Origin of the sequence: Streptomyces sp. NPDC053427 (assembly GCF_044544985.1) — a bacterium.
Lineage (GTDB): Bacteria > Actinomycetota > Actinomycetes > Streptomycetales > Streptomycetaceae > Streptomyces.
Genome location: NZ_JBITYA010000008.1, coordinates 78,354 through 94,162, shown reverse-complemented (window position 1 = coordinate 94,162; position 15,809 = coordinate 78,354). Strand labels below are relative to the sequence as shown.

General features: G+C 70.7%; 14 protein-coding genes. 6 read left to right on the top strand and 8 right to left on the bottom strand.

Annotated elements, in window-relative coordinates:
• Nucleotides 1-2 precede the first annotated feature (2 nt).
• The 4 genes from ACIGWZ_RS22875 to coxB form a co-directional block, all read right to left on the bottom strand.
• A complete protein-coding gene (locus ACIGWZ_RS22875; RefSeq protein WP_400067428.1) occupies nucleotides 3-1,280 on the bottom strand; it encodes an Ig-like domain-containing protein in 1,278 nt (425 codons plus the stop codon).
• Between the two features lie 182 nt (nucleotides 1,281-1,462).
• Nucleotides 1,463-1,861, bottom strand: coding sequence for a cytochrome c oxidase subunit 4 (locus ACIGWZ_RS22870; protein ID WP_400067426.1), 399 nt, complete (start codon nucleotides 1,859-1,861; stop codon nucleotides 1,463-1,465).
• A complete protein-coding gene (gene ctaD / locus ACIGWZ_RS22865) occupies nucleotides 1,858-3,594 on the bottom strand; it encodes a cytochrome c oxidase subunit I (RefSeq protein ID WP_400067424.1) in 1,737 nt (578 codons plus the stop codon). The genes ACIGWZ_RS22870 and ctaD overlap by 4 nt, the downstream gene beginning before the upstream one ends.
• Entirely contained in the window at nucleotides 3,591-4,553 is a 963-nt protein-coding gene (coxB, locus tag ACIGWZ_RS22860; RefSeq protein WP_400067422.1) for a cytochrome c oxidase subunit II, read from the bottom strand. Before coxB ends, ctaD begins: the two co-directional genes overlap by 4 nt.
• Nucleotides 4,554-4,863: 310 nt before the next feature.
• Between coxB and ACIGWZ_RS22855 the strand changes: the two genes are divergently transcribed.
• Nucleotides 4,864-6,264 (top strand): cysteine desulfurase/sulfurtransferase TusA family protein, encoded by a 1,401-nt coding sequence (locus ACIGWZ_RS22855; RefSeq protein WP_400067420.1) that lies wholly within the window; start codon nucleotides 4,864-4,866, stop codon nucleotides 6,262-6,264.
• 15 nt (nucleotides 6,265-6,279) lie between these two features.
• On the opposite strand, the gene ACIGWZ_RS22850 is transcribed toward ACIGWZ_RS22855, so the two are convergent.
• On the bottom strand, nucleotides 6,280-7,254 hold the full coding sequence (locus ACIGWZ_RS22850; protein WP_400067418.1) for a carbohydrate kinase family protein: 975 nt from the start codon (nucleotides 7,252-7,254) through the stop codon (nucleotides 6,280-6,282).
• 159 nt (nucleotides 7,255-7,413) lie between these two features.
• Here ACIGWZ_RS22850 and ACIGWZ_RS22845 point away from each other — a divergent pair, with 159 nt between their 5' ends.
• Together ACIGWZ_RS22845 and ACIGWZ_RS22840 are read left to right on the top strand one after the other, a co-directional pair.
• Nucleotides 7,414-7,644 (top strand): hypothetical protein, encoded by a 231-nt coding sequence (locus ACIGWZ_RS22845; RefSeq protein ID WP_400067416.1) that lies wholly within the window; start codon nucleotides 7,414-7,416, stop codon nucleotides 7,642-7,644.
• Nucleotides 7,645-7,771: 127 nt separating this feature from the next.
• Nucleotides 7,772-9,292 (top strand): hypothetical protein, encoded by a 1,521-nt coding sequence (locus tag ACIGWZ_RS22840; protein ID WP_400067414.1) that lies wholly within the window; start codon nucleotides 7,772-7,774, stop codon nucleotides 9,290-9,292.
• A gap of 86 nt (nucleotides 9,293-9,378) precedes the next feature.
• Here ACIGWZ_RS22840 and ACIGWZ_RS22835 read toward each other — a convergent pair whose 3' ends face one another.
• Nucleotides 9,379-9,960: a MepB family protein gene (locus ACIGWZ_RS22835; RefSeq protein ID WP_400067413.1), complete on the bottom strand. Its 582-nt coding sequence runs from the start codon at nucleotides 9,958-9,960 to the stop codon at nucleotides 9,379-9,381.
• Nucleotides 9,961-10,093: 133 nt separating this feature from the next.
• A complete protein-coding gene (locus tag ACIGWZ_RS22830; RefSeq protein WP_400067411.1) occupies nucleotides 10,094-10,450 on the bottom strand; it encodes a HesB/IscA family protein in 357 nt (118 codons plus the stop codon).
• A gap of 306 nt (nucleotides 10,451-10,756) precedes the next feature.
• Between ACIGWZ_RS22830 and nadA the strand changes: the two genes are divergently transcribed.
• Both nadA and ACIGWZ_RS22820 read left to right on the top strand, forming a co-directional pair.
• Nucleotides 10,757-11,944: a quinolinate synthase NadA gene (gene nadA, locus ACIGWZ_RS22825; protein WP_400067409.1), complete on the top strand. Its 1,188-nt coding sequence runs from the start codon at nucleotides 10,757-10,759 to the stop codon at nucleotides 11,942-11,944.
• 137 nt (nucleotides 11,945-12,081) lie between these two features.
• Nucleotides 12,082-13,224 carry an ATP-grasp domain-containing protein gene (locus tag ACIGWZ_RS22820; RefSeq protein ID WP_400067407.1) on the top strand — a complete coding sequence of 381 codons (1,143 nt, stop codon included), beginning with the start codon at nucleotides 12,082-12,084 and terminating at the stop codon, nucleotides 13,222-13,224.
• Here the strand turns inward: ACIGWZ_RS22820 and ACIGWZ_RS22815 are convergent.
• Nucleotides 13,166-14,599, bottom strand: coding sequence for an MFS transporter (locus tag ACIGWZ_RS22815; protein WP_400067405.1), 1,434 nt, complete (start codon nucleotides 14,597-14,599; stop codon nucleotides 13,166-13,168). The genes ACIGWZ_RS22820 and ACIGWZ_RS22815 overlap by 59 nt on opposite strands.
• 228 nt (nucleotides 14,600-14,827) lie before the next feature.
• Between ACIGWZ_RS22815 and ACIGWZ_RS22810 the strand changes: the two genes are divergently transcribed.
• The gene (locus ACIGWZ_RS22810; protein WP_400067403.1) at nucleotides 14,828-15,697 is read left to right on the top strand and encodes a helix-turn-helix transcriptional regulator; all 870 of its coding nucleotides are present in this window, start codon (nucleotides 14,828-14,830) and stop codon (nucleotides 15,695-15,697) included.
• Nucleotides 15,698-15,809: the final 112 nt, after the last annotated feature.

Sequence of the window (15,809 nt, the reverse complement as noted above, 5' to 3'; positions counted from 1 at the left end):
CTTCAGAGCTGCGGGCGCAGCCGGGCATCGGCGGAGGAATTCTGCTCGCGCTCGGCGGCTCCTGTGGTGGTGGAGGCCTTGTTCTTCAGCGCGCTGCCGTCCCGCCATTCCTTCCACGGCATGTTCCAGTCACCGAAGCCGTTGTCGAACGGCGTCATGGTGTCGCCGCCGCTGTTGACGACCTCGACGATGTCGCCGACCCGGACGTGGTTGAAGAACCATTGGGCGTTGCCGGTGGACATGCCGGTGCAGCCGTGGCTGACGTTGGCGGCGCCCTGTGAGCCGACGGACCAGGGGGCGGCGTGCACGTACTCGCCGCTCAAGGTCACCCGGGTGGCCCAGTAGACCGGCAGGTCGTAGGACTCCGAACTCCCGGCGGCGATGCCGACGGTGGAGGAACGCATCCGTACGAAGCTCTCCTTGCCGAGGACGACCTTGACGCCGTTGCGGGTGGAGAAGCCGGGCTTGCCGGTGGTGACGGGGATGGTGTTGATTTCCTCACCGTTGCGCAGCACCGTCATGTGGTGTGCCGCGGCGTCGGTGATGGCCTCCACGGCGTCGCCCGTGGTGAGTTTCACGGGCTTGACGGGGCCTCCGTAGAGCCCGCGGGTGATCTTCAGGCCGTCCAGGTTGCTGTGGACGGAGATGGTGGCGTGGGCGGGCCAGTAGTCCTTGGGGCGGAAGTGCAGCTTTTTGCCGTCCACCCAGTGCCAGGAGCCCTCCACGCGCGGGGTGGAGTCCACCTTCAGGGCGCTTTCGACGACGGCCCGCTGCTTGGGGTCGTCGATCTCCCGGCTGAGTTCCGCGGTGACCGGCTGGCCGACGCCGTACTCGCCGGTGTCCGGGCCGAAGGTGACGCGGAGCCGGTCGTCGTTGTTGTCGGTGGTGTCGACGACGAGGGTCTTGCGTCCGGGGGCGCCGTGCGCGTCCTCGGTGCTGACGCGCACCGTGTAGCGCGTTCCGGCGGCCAGTGGCACGGTGGTTCTCCAGCGCCTGCCGTCGGCGCTCAGTTCGCCGCGGATGTAGCGGCCGGAGGCGTCGGTGGCGGTCACGTCCGTGATCCGCGCCTCGTGCCCCTTGACGGAGACCTCAAGCGGCTTGTCGGGATCCGCTTTCTGCTTGCCGTCCGGGGTGTTGGCCGAGATCTGGTCGGCCGCGTCGTAGGGCTTGGTGGAGAGCGGCTCCGACGATGAGTCCCCGCACGCGGCGGCGCTCACCGCCAGGGGCACTATCAGGAGGCCGCAGCTCAGCACCGTCCGGGTTCGAGGTTTGGTACTCATGCCCCAAAAATATGAAGAATCCCCTCGTTCGGCGCGCTGGATGACTGCAAATGGGGTGCGGGCCGGGTGCCCCGACACGCCGGGAGCAGCCGGCCGACACGCCGGAACGGCAGCGGGCCCGGACACCTGATGAGGTGTCCGGGCCCGCCGGGTACGGCGCTCGGCCGTGCCTACTGCATGTCCTACTGGGTGCGGTTCTCGCCGCGGTAGTACTCGAAGACCCAGCCGAACAGGCCGACGAGGATCACCGGGAGCGAGAAGTAGAGCAGCCACCAGCCGAAGACGACGCCCATGAAGGCAAGCGCGCCACCGACGGCCAGGGACAGCGGCTGCCAGCTGTGCGGGCTGAAGAAGCCCAGCTCACCGGCGTCGTCCGAGACCTCGGCGTTCTCGTTGTCCTGCGCACCCGCGTCGACCCGCCGGGCCGTGAAGGCCAGGTAGTAGCCGACCATGATGCACAGTCCGAAGGCGAGGAACAGCGCGGTGGTGCCCGCCGGCTCCTTCGACCAGACGCCGTAGACGATCGCCATGGCGAGGACGAAGACGGCGAGCCAGATGAACATCTTGCCCTGGATCTTCACTTGCCCGCCTCCTTGCCGCCGGCGAGGGACTTGTCATCCGCAGGGCCGTGGCCGTTGTGCAGCGCGTCGAGGGCCGCGATCTCCGGGTGGTGCAGGTCGAACGCCGGGGATTCGGAGCGAATGCGCGGCAGGGTGAGGAAGTTGTGCCGCGGCGGCGGGCAGGACGTGGCCCACTCCAGCGAGCGGCCGTAGCCCCACGGGTCGTCGACCTCGACCTTCTTGCCGTACTTGGCGGTCTTCCAGACGTTGTACATGAACGGCAGGATCGACAGGCCCAGCAGGAAGGAGCTGATGGTCGAGATGGTGTTCAGCGTGGTGAAGCCGTCGGCATAGAGGTAGTCGGCGTAACGGCGCGGCATGCCCTCGGCGCCCAGCCAGTGCTGGACGAGGAAGGTGCCGTGGAAGCCGATGAACAGCGTCCAGAAGGTGATCTTGCCGAGCCGCTCGTCGAGCATCTTGCCGGTGAACTTCGGCCACCAGAAGTGGAAGCCGGCGAACATCGCGAAGACGACCGTGCCGAAGACGACGTAGTGGAAGTGCGCCACGACGAAGTACGAGTCGGAGACGTGGAAGTCCATCGGCGGCGAGGCCAGGATGACGCCGGTCAGACCACCGAAGGTGAAGGTGATCAGGAAGCCGATCGTCCACAGCATCGGCGTTTCGAAGGACAGCGAGCCCTTCCACATCGTGCCGATCCAGTTGAAGAACTTCACACCGGTCGGGACCGCGATCAGGAACGTCATGAAGGAGAAGAACGGCAACAGCACGCCGCCCGTCACATACATGTGGTGCGCCCAGACCGTGACCGAAAGACCGGCGATCGAAATCGTCGCCGCGATCAGACCGATGTAACCGAACATCGGCTTCCGGGAGAACACCGGAATGACCTCGGAAATGATGCCGAAGAACGGCAGCGCAATGATGTACACCTCTGGATGGCCGAAGAACCAGAAGAGGTGCTGCCAGAGCAATGCTCCGCCATTTGCCGCGTCGAATACATGGGCGCCGAATTTACGGTCCGCCTCCAGGGCGAACAGCGCGGCGGCCAGGACCGGGAAGGCCAGCAGGACCAGCACACCGGTCAGCAGGACGTTCCAGGTGAAGATCGGCATCCGGAACATCGTCATGCCGGGCGCGCGCATGCAGATGATCGTGGTGATGAAGTTGACCGAACCGAGGATGGTGCCGAAGCCGGAGAAGGCCAGACCCATGATCCACATGTCGGCGCCGACGCCCGGCGAGCGGACCGCGTCCGACAGCGGGGAGTAGGCGAACCAGCCGAAGTCGGCCGCACCCTGCGGGGTGAGGAAGCCGGCCACCGCGATCAGCGAGCCGAAGAGGTAGAGCCAGTAGGCGAACATGTTCAGCCGCGGGAACGCCACGTCGGGCGCGCCGATCTGCAGCGGCATGATCCAGTTCGCGAATCCGGCGAACAGCGGCGTCGCGAACATCAGCAGCATGATCGTGCCGTGCATCGTGAACGCCTGGTTGAACTGCTCGTTCGTCATGATCTGCTCGCCGGGGCGGGCCAGCTCGGCGCGCATGAGCAGCGCCATCAGGCCGCCGACGCAGAAGAACGCGAACGACGTGACCAGGTACATCGTGCCGATGGTCTTGTGGTCGGTGGTCGTGAGCCACTTGACCGCGGCGATACCCGGCTGCTTCTTGCGTACGGGCGGTGCTGCCGGAGCCGTATCGGCGGCGGCACCCTGAGGTTCGTTGAGGATGCTCACGTGTTCTTCGTCTCCGCATTCCTGGCGTGATCCGTCTGCTTGATGCCCGACGGCAGGTATCCGGTCTGGCCCTTCTTCGCCAGGTCCTTCAGGTGCTCCCGGTACCGCTCGGGGGAGACGACCTTGACGTTGAAGAGCATCCGAGAGTGGTCGACGCCGCAGAGCTCGGCGCACTTGCCCATGAAGGTGCCCTCCTTGTTGGGGGTCACCTCGAAGACGTTGGTGTGGCCCGGGATGACGTCCTGCTTCATCAGGAACGGCACCACCCAGAAGGAGTGGATGACGTCCCGCGACGTGAGGACGAACTGGACCGTCTCACCCTTCGGCAGCCACAGGGTCGGGCCCGGGTTGCCGGTCTGCGGGTTCTTCGTGCCCGGGATGCCCGTGTCGTAGACGCCGTCGGCGCCGGCCGGAGCGGACTTCTTCCACTTGTCCGGGATGGCGGAGAGTTCGGGAGAATTGATCCCGGTGGTCTTCTTGTCGCCGTCCACGTTCTCCAGGTAGTTGAACGCCCAGCTCCACTGGAAGCCCACCACGTTGATGACGTGGTCCGGCTTCTTGGAAGTCTTGAGAATGGCGCTCTCATCGCGCGCGGTGAAGTAGAACAGCACCGCGATGATGATGAACGGGACGATCGTGTACAACGCCTCGATGGGCATGTTGTAACGCGTCTGAGTGGGGACCTCCACCTTGGTCCTGCTGCGGCGGTGGAAGATCACGCTCCAGATGATCAGGCCCCAGACCAGCACGCCCGTTGCGAGGGCGGCGGCCCAGGAGCCCTGCCAAAGAGAGAGGATCCGCGGCGCCTCGTCGGTGACGGGCGTCGGCATGCCGAGGCGGGGGAAGTCCTTATATGTGCAACCAGTCGCGGTCGCCAGGACCAGGCCCGCAGCAAGCACCTGCGGCAGCTTCCGCCGCATCGGGCGCCGCGACGAGCGGTCGGAGCCGTTGGGACTCACGTAGCGCCTTCCCGAGAGTCTCGCCCGCGCGGTCGGCTGCGGCCTTACTCGCTGGTCGGTCGCCGCCCTGCGTCGGGCAGGGGTTTGGATGTTTATGCGGACCAAACCCTACTGGACGCTATTTGGGGTCGCGCGGGGAGGGTGCCCAACGCGCCGCGAGCCACCCCGATGGGGTGGGCGTGTCCGCCCCGGAGCGTCCCGCGAACCCCCGATTACCCGCTCCCACCAGGCATCTGACGGCATGCCGAGCCGACCGCGCGGCGGCTGGGCGGCGCCTCCCGGCGCCGGCTGGGGAGCTACCGTCTCGTACGTGCCCTACTTCGACGCCGCGTCCGCCGCCCCGCTGCATCCCGTCGCCCGGGAGGCCCTGCTCGCCTCCCTCGACGACGGCTGGGCCGATCCCGCCCGTCTCTACCGGGAGGGGCGGCGGGCCCGGCTGCTGCTGGATGCGGCGCGGGAGGCCACGGCGGACGCGGTGGGCTGCCGCCCCGACGAGCTGGTTTTCACCCCTTCGGGGACGCAGGCGGTGCATTCCGGTGTTTTCGGGGCGCTGGCCGCCCGTCGGCGTGTCGGCCGCCGGCTGGTGCACTCCGCCGTCGAGCACTCCTCCGTACTGCACGCCGCCGAGGTCCATGAGGCGGCCGGCGGCACGCTGACGCGGGTCGGCGTGGACCGTACGGGCCGGATCGCGGCCGGGGACTTCGCCGCCGCGCTCCGCCCCGACACCGCACTCGCCTGCCTCCAGTCCGCCAATCACGAGGTGGGCACCGAACAGCCCGTCGAGGAGGCGGCGGAGCTCTGCCAGGAAGTGGGGGTGCCCCTGCTGGTGGATGCGGCCCAGTCGCTGGCCTGGGGGCCGGTGCCCGGGGCCTGGTCGCTGATGGCGGCGAGCGCCCACAAATGGGGCGGCCCGCCCGGCGTCGGCCTGCTCGCCGTCCGCAAAGGCACCCGCTTCGCGCCCCAGGGGCCCCTGGACGAACGGGAGTCGGGCCGCGCCCCCGGCTTCGGCAACCTCCCGGCGATCGTCGCGGCCGCCGCGGCGCTGCGGGCGCTGCGGGCCGAGGCCGGCACGGAACGGGACGAAGCGGCCCGACTGCGGGAGCTGGTGGACCGGATCCGCCACCGGGTGCCGGAGCTGGTCCCCGATGTGGAGGTGGTCGGCGACCCGGACCGCCGCCTCCCCCACCTCGTCACGTTCTCCTGTCTCTACGTCGACGGCGAGACCCTGCTCCACGAACTCGACCTCGCGGGTTTCTCCGTCTCGTCCGGATCGTCCTGTACGTCCAGCACTCTGACGCCGAGCCATGTGCTGCGCGCGATGGGTGTGCTGTCCGAGGGGAACGTCCGGGTCTCGCTCCCGCACGGCACGCCGGAGGCGGAGGTGGAGCGGTTCCTGGAGGTGCTGCCGGGGACGGTGCGGTCGGTGCGGGAGCGGCTGGGGGTGCCGGCGGAAGGGCCCGCGCCCGCCGCCGCGGAGCCGGAGGAGACCGGGCTGGTGGTCGACGCGCTCGGCACCCGCTGCCCGGTTCCGGTCATCGAACTGGGCCGGGCCATCGGCCGGGTACGGGTGGGCGGCACCGTCACCGTCCTGTCGGACGACGAGGTCTCGGCCGTGGACATTCCGGCGTGGTGCTGGACGCAGAAGCAGGAGTACGTGGGACAGGAGGCGGCGGACCGGGGTGTCGCCTATGTGGTCCGCCGCTCCGTGTGACGTCCGCTCAGGCGCTCAGGCGAGGTGCGTCTGGACCTCGGCGGCGGCCTCGTGGCCGTAGGCCTTGGTGAAGCGGTCCATGAAGTGGCTGCGGTGCAGCTCGTACTCCTGGGTGCCGACGGTCTCGATGACCAGCGTCGCGAGCATGCAGCCGATCTGCGCGGCGCGCTCGAGGCCGACGCCCCAGGCCAGGCCGGACAGGAAGCCGGCGCGGAAGGCGTCGCCGACGCCGGTGGGGTCGGCCTTGGTCTTCTCCTCGGGGACGCCGACCTCGATGGCGGGCTCGCCGACCCGCTCGATGCGGACGCCGTTGGAGCCGAGGGTGGTGACGCGGGTGCCGACCTTGGCCAGGATCTCGTCGGCGGTCCAGCCGGTCTTGGACTCGATCAGGCCCTTCTCGTACTCGTTGGAGAAGAGGTAGGCCGCGCCCTCCATCAGGCTGCGGATGGCCTCGCCGTCCATCCGGGCGATCTGCTGGGAGAAGTCGGCGGCGAAGGGGATGCCGCGGCCGCGGCACTCCTCGGTGTGCCGGATCATCGCCTCGGGGTCGTCGGCGCCGATCAGGACGAGGTCCAGCCCGCCGACCCGCTCGGCCACGTGCTGGAGCTCGATCAGCCGGGCCTCGCTCATGGCGCCGGTGTAGAAGGAGCCGATCTGGTTGTGGTCGGCGTCGGTGGTGCACACGAAGCGGGCGGTGTGCAGGACCTCGGAGATGCGGACGGAGCGGGTGTCGACGCCGTGCCGGTCGAGCCAGGCGCGGTACTCCTCGAAGTCGCTGCCCGCGGCACCGACCAGGATCGGCTGGATGCCGAGCTGGCCCATACCGAAGCAGATGTTGGGGGCGACGCCGCCACGGCGGACGTCGAGCTGGTCGACGAGGAAGGAGAGGGAGACCGTATGCAGCTGGTCGGCGACCAACTGGTCGGCGAAGCGGCCGGGGAAGGTCATCAGATGGTCGGTGGCGATGGAGCCGGAGACTGCGATACGCACGACGGGTCTGCTCCTGCGGAAGGCGGAGGGACGGGCGGACGTAGGACAACGCTACCGGGCGTAGCGCCGTACCACCCGGTCATCCCGGACGATTGGACATACTGAAACTACCCAATAGTAGGTCTTTCTTCGCGATAGGCGGCTGCGTACCGTGCCCCTATGACCAAGCCTGTGAAAGCCGTCACACCCTCCGCGGTACATTCCGCGTCCGCCACGGCCGACCCGGAGTCGCTCGACCAGCTGCGCGGCGACTGCGCGCGGATGGCGCCACGCTTCACCGCCGCCCGGTCCGGGGCGCCCGCGCCGGGCAAGGCCTCCGATCTGCACGGGGTCAGGGTCCCGGCGAGGTCGGCCGCGCTCGTCGACGGCATGTCCGAGTACGGGGACTGAGTCCCGGAGAGGGAACCACCTGCGCCCCGGCTCCGTCCCATCGGCGTCCAGACCTCCTGGAAGGCGGCCTTCCGGCTTCCTGGAGGATGGCACGTCAGATGTTCGGCGGAGCTGAAGGAGCGATGCGGTGAACACCGAGGACACCGACGACACCGGGGACACCGGGGCGACCCCCGAGAGCTCGGAGCCCGAAGCACGCAGGCGGCCGAACCGGCTCGCCATCGCCTCGATGGCCGCCGCGGTGCTGCTCGCCGGCGGCGGCGCGGCGTACTGGGCCTCGTCCGCGTCCGACGGCGAGGACACCCCGGCGGGGGCCAAGGGCGCCCCGCCGCCGCTGGCCCTCGACGGCTACACCGGCGGCGGGATCGCGGCCGGTGAGCCCAACCCTCAGGGCGCGCACTACAAGGCGGTGAAGAAGCTGCCCGACGGGCCGGATGCGGCGCCGGTGTACCGGCCGAAGGGGCAGATCGGCAAGGCGGCCGTGGAACGGCTGGCCAAGGCGCTGGATGTGACCGGAAAGGTGCGGTCGGAGGGCACCACCTGGAAGGTCGGCGGGCTGACGCGGGACGCCCGTAGCCCCGTCCTCCAGGTCAACAAGACCGGCTCGGGTGCGTGGACGTACTCGCAGTACGGCACGCCGGGCGGGACGAACTGCGCGCTGCCCGCCACGCCGAAGGGCGACACGGGCACCTCGTCCGGCAAACCCGGCTGCCCCTCGTACCGCGGTGGCGGGGACGCGTCCACCGAGGACGACGGCAGCGGCAAGGGTGCGGTGTCGGCGGAGAAGGCCGAGCAGGCCGTGCGGCCGGCGCTCGAGGCGCTCGGCCAGGAGAACGCGAAGCTCGATGCGAGCGGGCTGTCCGGCGCGGTACGGATCGTGACCGCCGACCCGGTGCTCGGCGGGCTGCCGACGTACGGCTGGCAGAGCGATCTCCAGGTCGGCTCGGACGGTCAAGTGGTCGGCGGCAGCGGCCAGTTGGCGCATCCGGTCAAGGGCGCGGACTATCCCGTGCTGAGCGCCGACAAGACCCTGGACCGGCTGAACTCCGGCGACGGCCGCAAGCCGGCCTCCTGCCCCTCGACACCCCCGGAGGAGAAGGGCGCCTCGATCGCGCCCTGCGAGCCCTCGCCGACGAAGGGCCAGCGGCCGACCGAGGTGACCGGCGCGGTCTTCGGGCTCGCGGTGCAGTACGTGGACGGCGGGCAGGCGCTGGTGCCGTCGTGGCTGTACCGGGTGCGGCAGCCGGGCGCCGATGACGGCCCGGACGCGACCTCGGTCGTCGCGCACCCCGCGGTGAACCCGAAGTACCTGGCGCACTCCCCCGGCGGCGCCTCGCAGGGCCCCGGCGCGCCGTCGCACAAGCCGTCCGGCAAGCCCGGCGCGATGGCCCTGGAGTCGTACGCGGTCTCCGAGGGCGGCAAGAAGGTGACCCTGCACTTCTGGGGCGGCGTGTGCAGTACGTACACGGTGAACGCCGAGGAGTCGGCCACGACGGTCAAGACGCTGGTCGTCGGCAAGGACAAGAAGCCGCACCAGGTCTGCGTGAAGATCGCCAAGGAATTCACCAGGTCGGTGACGCTGAAGGAGCCGCTGGACGGCCGCAAGGTGGTCGATGTCTCGACCGGCGAGTCCGTCCCGAAGCAGTAGGTTCCCGAAGCAGCAGGTCCCTGAAGCAGTGGGTCACGGCCTGAGGGCGGCGGCCTGCGGGGCACGGTGTCCCGCAGGCCGCCGCTTCATGGCCGGTGGAGCGCCCGGGCGCGGGCGGCGTCGAAGGCCCCGTCCGCGCCGCCCGTGCCGATCTCCAGGAAGTGGTCCAGCTGCCACCGCTGCGTAGCGCGGGCCTGGCGGTTCACCGTCGTGACCCACGGCGGGTAGACGCGGAAGGCGCGCTTACCGCCGGTGCCGTTCCTCGAGACGATGCCCCGGTCGATGAGCGCATCCCGCGAGAAGACGAACTGTCCGAAGCGGTCGCCGTCCCGGGTGCTGACGACGAAGAGATCGACGGGGTCGGTGGAGTCGAAGGGCCGGATCGGCCCGCTGGCCGACCGCTGCCACACCGTGACGAACTGGCCGACCTTCGTCGGGGTGATCTTGGCCGCGCGGAACCTGACCGAAAGTCCGTCCAGGGTGAAGGCGTACGCGCCGTATTCGGCGCTCTCCGGCTCGGGCAGCGGAGCCGAGCAGGCGAACCCGCTCGGGTCGTACACCAGCGTCTTCGCCGCGAGCAGGTCGCCGTGGACCGCTCCCCCGCCCGGCCAGGTCCCGCCCGCGATGCTGCCGGCCGCCGCCGCGGAATCCTCGTGATCTGTCGCCATTGCGCCATCGTGCCATCCCCGGCCCGGCGGGCCCGGCCGAGGCTGCGGTCCGCGCCGAGGCCCTCCGGGAACGCCGAAGGCGGCGCTCCCCCTTTCCGGGGGCGCGCCGCCTTCGTACCCGCTACTCCGCCGCTCAGCTGAAGGAGTCGCCGCAGGCGCAGGAGCCCGTGGCGTTCGGGTTGTCGATCGTGAAGCCCTGCTTCTCGATGGTGTCGACGAAGTCGATGGAGGCGCCACCGAGGTAGGGGGCGCTCATCCGGTCGGTGACGACCTTGACGCCGTCGAAGTCCTTGACCACATCGCCGTCGAGCGAGCGCTCGTCGAAGAAGAGCTGGTAACGCAGTCCGGAGCAGCCGCCGGGCTGGACCGCCACCCGCAGCGCGAGGTCGTCCCGGCCTTCCTGCTCCAGCAGGCTCTTGACCTTCGACGCGGCCGTGTCGGACAGGATGATGCCGTCGCTGACGGTGGTCTTCTCGTCCTGAACGCTCATCTACATCTCTCCCGGGTTGTACGGACCGCTTGCCCTCGGCTGCAACCGAAGGACCCCCGGATCTATTCCGGCAGCGCGCAACTTGTCCTTGGTCTTCGTTCTTCATGCTCGCACATGACGGGCCGGACGCCGGTGGCTGCCTGGTCACACGGAGAGGCGGGAGGGGGGCGGAGGCGCACGGCGCAAGCAGAAGGCGGATGCGTCACATCGACACTATGGCCATCGTCAAAGTGACGTGAAGCGGTTATGATAGATAGCGTCAAATAGACGAAAAGGCCTGTCAGAGCCGTCTGCAGAAAAGAGAGGGTGCGTGTCGTGACCACCGCCCAGCCCCTGGACGTCCAGCCGACCCCGCTGGCGCTGCTCCTCCTCGGCCGCGAGGCCGACCCGAGGAGCGAGCGCGGCGTGGAGTGTCCCGGCGACCTGCCGGCACCGTCCGACCCCGACCTCGTCGCGCGCGCCCGCGCCGCCAAGGAGAAGCTCGGCGACAAGGTCTTCGTCCTGGGGCACCACTACCAGCGCGACGAGGTCATCGAGTTCGCCGATGTGACCGGCGACTCCTTCAAGCTCGCGCGGGACGCGGCCGCCCGGCCGGACGCGGAGTACATCGTCTTCTGCGGCGTCCACTTCATGGCCGAGTCGGCCGACATCCTCACCGGCGACGACCAGCAGGTCATCCTCCCCGACCTCGCCGCCGGCTGCTCCATGGCCGACATGGCCACCGCCGAGCAGGTCGCCGAGTGCTGGGACGTCCTGACCGAGGCCGGCGTCGCCGACCAGGTGGTCCCCGTCTCGTACATGAACTCCTCCGCCGACATCAAGGCCTTCACCGGCAAGCACGGCGGCACGATCTGCACGTCCTCCAACGCCAAGCGCGCCCTGGACTGGGCCTTCGAGCAGGGGGAGAAGGTCCTCTTCCTCCCCGACCAGCACCTGGGCCGCAACACCGCCGTCCGCGACATGGGCATGTCGCTGGACGACTGCGTGCTCTACAACCCCCACAAGCCGAACGGCGGCCTGACCGCCGAGCAGCTGCGGGACGCGAAGATGATCCTGTGGCGGGGCCACTGCTCCGTCCACGGCCGCTTCTCCCTCGACTCCGTCAACGACGTCCGCGCCCGCATCCCCGGCGTCAACGTCCTCGTCCACCCCGAGTGCAAGCACGAGGTCGTGGCGGCGGCGGACTACGTCGGCTCCACGGAATACATCATCAAGGCCCTCGAGGCCGCCCCGCGCGGCTCGAAGTGGGCCATCGGCACGGAACTGAACCTGGTCCGCCGCCTCGCCAACCGCTTCGCCGCCGAGGACAAGGAGATCGTCTTCCTCGACAAGACGGTCTGCTTCTGCTCGACCATGAACCGCATAGACCTCCCCCACCTGGTGTGGACCCTGGAGTCGCTGGCGGCCGGCAAGGTGGTCAACCGGATCGAGGTCGACCGCGAGACCGAAAGCTTCGCGAAGCTGGCGCTGGAGCGGATGCTGGCGCTGCCGTAGTCGCCGCGGGCGAGCCGGGGACGACGGCCGGGCCGGGGCCCGCACCGAACGGTGCGGGCCCCGGATGTGTGTCACGCTGATCTTGACGCCCGCGGTCCGTTCCGGACGGTCGCGGGGCGCCGGATGTGAGGTGCGCCGTGGCGGTACGCATCTGGTTCAACGGGATCTGGCCCGACAGGATGCACCTGCTCCCGTTGCTGCGCGAGAACCCGGACGGTGCCGAGGTCCGCGTCTTCGGCACCCATACCAACCCCGCGGCACCGGCGCTCCGGGCCTGCGACGTGGCCGGAACCGAGCCGGCGGCCGACGACGAGTTCTTCGGTTTCGCGCTCGACTTCTGCCGGCGGCACGGCATCGACGCGGTCATGCCGTCCGCACGTCTCGCGGCGTTCGGTGACCGCGCGGCGGCGTTCGCGGGGATCGGCACCGCGGTCATGTGCTCGCCCGCCGCGACGGCGCGCCTGGTGACCGGCAAGAGCCGCATGTACGCGGCAGCCGCGGACGCACACGTTCCGCTCGCCCCCTGGCGAGTGATCACCGACGCCGACGGGCTGCGGAACGCGGTCGAAGAGCTGGCGGAGAGCTGCGGCCCGCTGTGTCTGAAACCGGCGGGCGAGTACTCCGCCGACGGCTTCCGGATCCTGGACGACGCTCCGCAGGAGCTCTCGGACCTCGAACTGCCCCCGCGGCCCCGGGTGTCGGTCGCCGACGCCGCGGACGCGCTGCGGCGTGCCGAGGAGCGGGGCGAGCCGGTCCGCGCGTTCATCGTGATGCCGTACCTGGACCCGCCGGAGATCAGCGTCGACTGCCTATCGGATCCGGCGGGCACGCTGCTGGCCGCGGTCCCCCGGGCCAAGGAGGGCAAGGTCCGCACCCTGCTGGAGGCCCCGGAGCCGACGGAGTTCGCGCGGCGGGTCGTCGGCCGCTTCCCCCTCACGTACCTGTCCAACGTCCAGTTCCGCCACTGGAACGGGCGACCGGTGCTGCTCGAAGCGAACGCCCGGGCCTCCGCGGGCCTCTATCAGACGGCCCTGGCCGGGGTGAACCTCGTCTGGGCCGCCGTACGGCTGCTGCTGTACGGCGACCCCGGCGAACTGCCGCGCCCCAGGCCCGGCGGCCGGCTCGTCGTGGTCCACCACGCGATCGCGCTCTCCGAGCCGGTGCGGGCACGGGCGTCGGCCCAGGGGCGGGACGAAGGCCCCGTGGCGCCGGGAGACCGCTCTAGTGGCGGTCCCGCGGCAGGAGCCAGGCGGCCAGTGCCACCGTTGCGCAGAGGGTGAGGCCCGCCGCGAGGAGGCTCTCGCGCATGCCGGGGAGGGAGAAGCCCTCACCCGTGCCGTCGCCCGCGAGCAGCACGCCGAACAGTGCGACGGCCAGGGCTCCGCCCGTCTGGCGGAGGGCGTTGAGCAGGCCGGAGGCCGTGCCGACGCGGTGGCCGGGGACGGCGTCCATGAGCAGGGCGGTGAACGCGGGGACGGCCAGCGCGCCGCCGATGCCCGTGGGGATCAGGAGGATCAGGACCAACCAGAGCGGGGTGTGGGCCGTCAGCGGGAGCAGGGCGAACATCGCCAGGGCCATCACAGCCTGGCCGGTCAGGATGACCGTGCGGCGGCCCAGGCGTTCCGCCAGGCGCGGGGAGACGACGTTCATCGCAGTGGTGGTGGCCGCCAGGGGGATGAACATCAGCCCCGCCGCCACGCCCGACATGCCGCGCAGCTGCTGGTAGTAGAGGCCGAGGCAGAAGACGACACCGTAGAAGCCGGCGTTCGCGGCGAAGCCGGCCAGGAGAGGTACGGCGACCTGGCGCTGCCGCAGCATGCCGAGCGGGACCATCGGCGCGCGGTGGCGCCGTTCGGTGACGTAGAAGGCGACGGCGGCCGCGACCGCGACGGAGAACGCGGCGAGGACCGGCGCGGAGGTCCAGCCCTTGTGCCCGCCCTCGATCACCCCGTACGCGAGGCCGGCGAGGGCGAGGACGGCGGTGGCCTGTCCCGCCAGGTCGAGGGGGGCGGGGCGGCGCGGGGAGGCGGCGGTGCGGACGAGGAGCGCCAGTATCACGGCGCCTATCGGGAGGTTCAGGAGGAAGACGGTGCGCCAGCCCCAGGCCTGGGTGAGGACGCCGCCGAGCACCGGCCCGGCCGCCAGGGCGACGGAGCCGCCGACGGTCCACAGCGCGATGGCGCGGGCCCGGCGGCGCGGGTCGTCGTACGCCTGCCGGATCAGCGCGAGCGAGGCGGGCATGACGACCGCCGCCGCGCCGCCCTGCACGACGCGCGCCGCGATGAGCGAGCCGATGCCGGGGGCGAGGGCGCAGCCGAGGGAGGCGAGGGTGAACAGGGCGACTCCCCAGCCGTAGGCGCGCCGCGCACCGGCCCGGTCGGCGAGGGCGCCGGCGGAGAGCATCAGAGCGGCGAACATCAACGTGTAGGCGTCGACGACCCATTGCAGCCCGGACATGCCCGCGTGGAGGGACGTGCGGATGGCGGGCAGTGCGATGTTGACAGCGGAGACGTCGATGGTGATGACGGTGAAGCCGAGGAGGGAGGCGATCAGCGCGACGGAGGAGGCCGGGGACGAGGGCGACCGCGACGGCTCGTGCGGGAGCACCACGGGCGGTGCGGGCCGGTGCCGTCGTGCGGCGGTGGGGGACGACATGGACGAGGACCTCCTGCGGTTCGGAAGACAAGTCGCGGGCGGCACCGTCCACCGCGTCCGCGGCCCGGCGACATGCGCCCCCTGGGACCGCGGCGGCCGGGCCGCCCGCAACGGTGACCAGTCTGTCCGGCCGCCCGGCGCGGCGGCAGGCCGCGCTTCTCCGGGGCGCCGCGTTCCTGGCCCTGACACAGCCCCCCAACCGCGGCGGCCACCGGGGACAATGGAGGTATGGCAGACAGTACGGAGTTGGGCAGATATCTACGGGCGCGACGGGCACGGGTCACGCCCGAGGAAGCGGGGCTGCCCGCGGGCACCGGCATCCGTCGCACGCCGGGCCTGCGCCGCGAGGAGTTGGCGACGCTGGCCGGGGTGAGCGTGGACTATTACACGCGGCTGGAGCGCGGGCGCGAGACCAACCCGTCGCCGGCCGTGATCGACGCTCTCGGCCGCGCCCTGCGCCTGCGCGGGGACGCCCACGAGCGGCTGCACGAGCTCGCCGAACTCGCCTCGGGGCGCGTCACGGAGCCGCATCCCACCACGGAGCACACGGTGCGCGAGTCCGTTCTGCAGATGCTGGAGGCGGTGCGTCCGCTGCCCGCGTACGTCGTCAGCCCGCACAGCTACATGCTGGCCGCCAACCCGGCGGGGCGACGCCTGCTGCCCGGTCTGTGGGACTGGCCGCCCGAGCAGCGCAATGTCACGCGGTATCTGTTCCTGCACCCGGTGGGGCGCACCCTGTACCAGCCGTGGGAGGAGACCGTCGCCCAGTCGGTGGCGCACCTGCGGGCGGTCGGCGGCGCCGATCCGGACGTGCCCCAGCTGGCCGCGCTGGTGGGGGAACTCCTGCTGAAGTCACCGGACTTCGCGCGGCTGTGGGAGCGCTACGACGTGCGGGAGCGCGGCGGCGGCACCAAGAACTTCGTGCATCCGAAGGTCGGCCCGATGACGCTCACGTACGAGGTCATGCAGCTGGCCCGGACGGGCGGACAGCGACTCGTGGTCTACCAGGCCCCGCCCGGCAGCGCGGACGAGGCGGCGATGCTGCGCCTGGAGCCCGCGGCGCGTCCGGCCGAGACGCCCCCTTCCCAAGGGAGTTGACCTCCGGAGTCGACCTCCTTGCGCATCCGTCACGCGGGCCACTGACGACGAGGCCCCCGCAGCCGTGGGACACGGTTGCGGGGGGCTCGGTCGAGGAGTCAGCGGATCAGGG

Coding starts and splice junctions, on each gene's coding strand:
- ACIGWZ_RS22875 (WP_400067428.1), bottom strand. CDS start 1,280: ATGAGTACCAAACCTCGAACCCGGACGGTGCTGAGCTGCGGCCTCCTG.
- ACIGWZ_RS22845 (WP_400067416.1), top strand. CDS start 7,414: ATGACCAAGCCTGTGAAAGCCGTCACACCCTCCGCGGTACATTCCGCG.
- ACIGWZ_RS22835 (WP_400067413.1), bottom strand. CDS start 9,960: ATGGCGACAGATCACGAGGATTCCGCGGCGGCGGCCGGCAGCATCGCG.
- ACIGWZ_RS22830 (WP_400067411.1), bottom strand. CDS start 10,450: ATGAGCGTTCAGGACGAGAAGACCACCGTCAGCGACGGCATCATCCTG.
- ACIGWZ_RS22815 (WP_400067405.1), bottom strand. CDS start 14,599: ATGTCGTCCCCCACCGCCGCACGACGGCACCGGCCCGCACCGCCCGTG.
- ACIGWZ_RS22810 (WP_400067403.1), top strand. CDS start 14,828: ATGGCAGACAGTACGGAGTTGGGCAGATATCTACGGGCGCGACGGGCA.